The organism is Oscillochloris sp. ZM17-4 (assembly GCF_019599295.1).
GTDB lineage: Bacteria > Chloroflexota > Chloroflexia > Chloroflexales > Chloroflexaceae > Oscillochloris.
Map to the genome: position 1 here is coordinate 1 of NZ_JAIEWN010000166.1, position 1,427 is coordinate 1,427.

The 1,427-nt window shown below is 68.5% G+C and carries 3 protein-coding genes; all 3 read left to right on the forward strand.

The window, feature by feature from the left end; translation table 11 throughout:
* The first annotated feature begins 91 nt into the window (after nt 1-91).
* Nucleotides 92-304 (forward strand): gas vesicle protein, encoded by a 213-nt coding sequence (gene gvpJ, locus K2Z83_RS28420; RefSeq protein WP_220598540.1) that lies wholly within the window; start codon nt 92-94, stop codon nt 302-304.
* 7 nt (nt 305-311) lie between these two features.
* Complete coding sequence (locus K2Z83_RS28425; protein WP_220598541.1) at nt 312-998, forward strand: GvpL/GvpF family gas vesicle protein; 687 nt, start codon at nt 312-314, stop codon at nt 996-998.
* A 75-nt stretch (nt 999-1,073) separates the two neighbouring features.
* On the forward strand, nt 1,074-1,427 hold a 354-nt coding region (locus K2Z83_RS28430; protein ID WP_370650289.1), incomplete at its 3' end, for a gas vesicle protein K.

A 1,427-nucleotide genomic window follows, 5' to 3' on the forward strand; every position in this document is an offset into this window, starting at 1 on the left:
CTTGGCGCGCAGTACGCATGCTTCGGCTTCGAGCTGACCGGCCCCTGGCCGGCCTACAGCTTCGCCGCCGCGCCCGAGGAGGGCCCAGCCGATGCATGAGAGCCTCTCCGCCGATCGCGAGCTGACCCTGCTCGATCTGCTCGACCGCATCCTCGACAAGGGGGTGATCATCCACGGCGACATCACGCTCTCGGTCGCCGATGTCGATCTGGTCTATCTGGGGCTGCGGGTGCTGCTCACGTCGGTCGATAATGTGGAGCGAATGCGCGGGGAGCTCGATGCGCCGCCGCCGCGGACTGTCTGAGGTGGCGATGCTGTACCTATACGCAATCATCGACCGGCCGGGAGACGGGCTGCCACAGGAGCTGGGCCTGGCCGACCAGCCGATCTCCTACGTTTATGAGGGCGGCATCGGGGCGGTTGTCAGCCAGATCGAGCCGCGCTATGTCACGGTCGGCGCCTTACAGATCGTGCGCCATGAGGCGGTTGTCGAGTCGCTGTCGGTGCGCCACGGCGTGCTGCCGGTGCGCTTCGGCACCATGCTGGATGATGCTGAGGCGGTGCGCTCGCTCCTGCGCGAGCGGAGCAGCACCTTCGCCGATGACCTGTCGCGTGTGCGCGGGCGGGTCGAGATCAGCCTGCGGGCGCTCTGGGCAGATCTGCCGGACCCCACCCCCCCCGCCGCGATAGATGCGCCGCGCACGGGGCGGGGCTATATCGAGCGGCGCATCGTTGAGGAGCGGGCGGCGGCGCTCCGCCGCCTGCGCGCCAAGCAGGTCGCGGATGCGGTTCACGCCCGGCTCGACCAGCACGCCGATGCGAGTGTCTTCAAGGTGCTGCCGACAGAGCGGATGCTGCTGAGCGCGGCCTACCTGGTCCCCCGCGAGGATACAGCGCGCTTCCAGGCGCGCGTCGCCGAGATCATCGCGGCGCGGCCCGAGATCCGCCTGCTCTGCACCGGCCCCTGGCCGGCCTACCACTTTGTGTCGCCCGCCTGATGCAGATCCACCGCTATGTGGTGAGAGGAACGCCTGATGATCGCTGACGCGTCCGACGCCCTCGATGAGCTGGCCATGATCCAGGGCAAGATCCTGCACGCCCCCGAGGAGACGGCCGCATTCGCCGCCGAGCTTGAGCGGGCCTGCTCCACCCTGCCCCAGCGCATCAACGCCGACCCCGAGGAGGTCGAGCGCGGCCTGGCCAAGCTGGTGCTGACCCTGATCGAGCTGCTGCGCCGGCTGATGGAGCGGCAGGCGATCCACCGCATCGAGCGGGGCACGGTGAGCGACGATGAGATCGAGCGCCTCGGGCTGACCTTCATGCGGCTTGAGCAGCGCATCCTCGATCTGAAGGTGATCTTTGGCCTGGAGGGCGAGGATCTGAACCTCAACCTCGGCCCGCTGGGCGAACCTGCTGCCCTTTTTGCC

What these genes read in the sequence shown, in the direction of transcription:
- gvpJ (WP_220598540.1), top strand. Translation starts at nt 92, where the DNA reads ATGCATGAGAGCCTCTCCGCCGATCGCGAGCTGACCCTGCTCGATCTG.
- K2Z83_RS28425 (WP_220598541.1), top strand. Translation starts at nt 312, where the DNA reads ATGCTGTACCTATACGCAATCATCGACCGGCCGGGAGACGGGCTGCCA.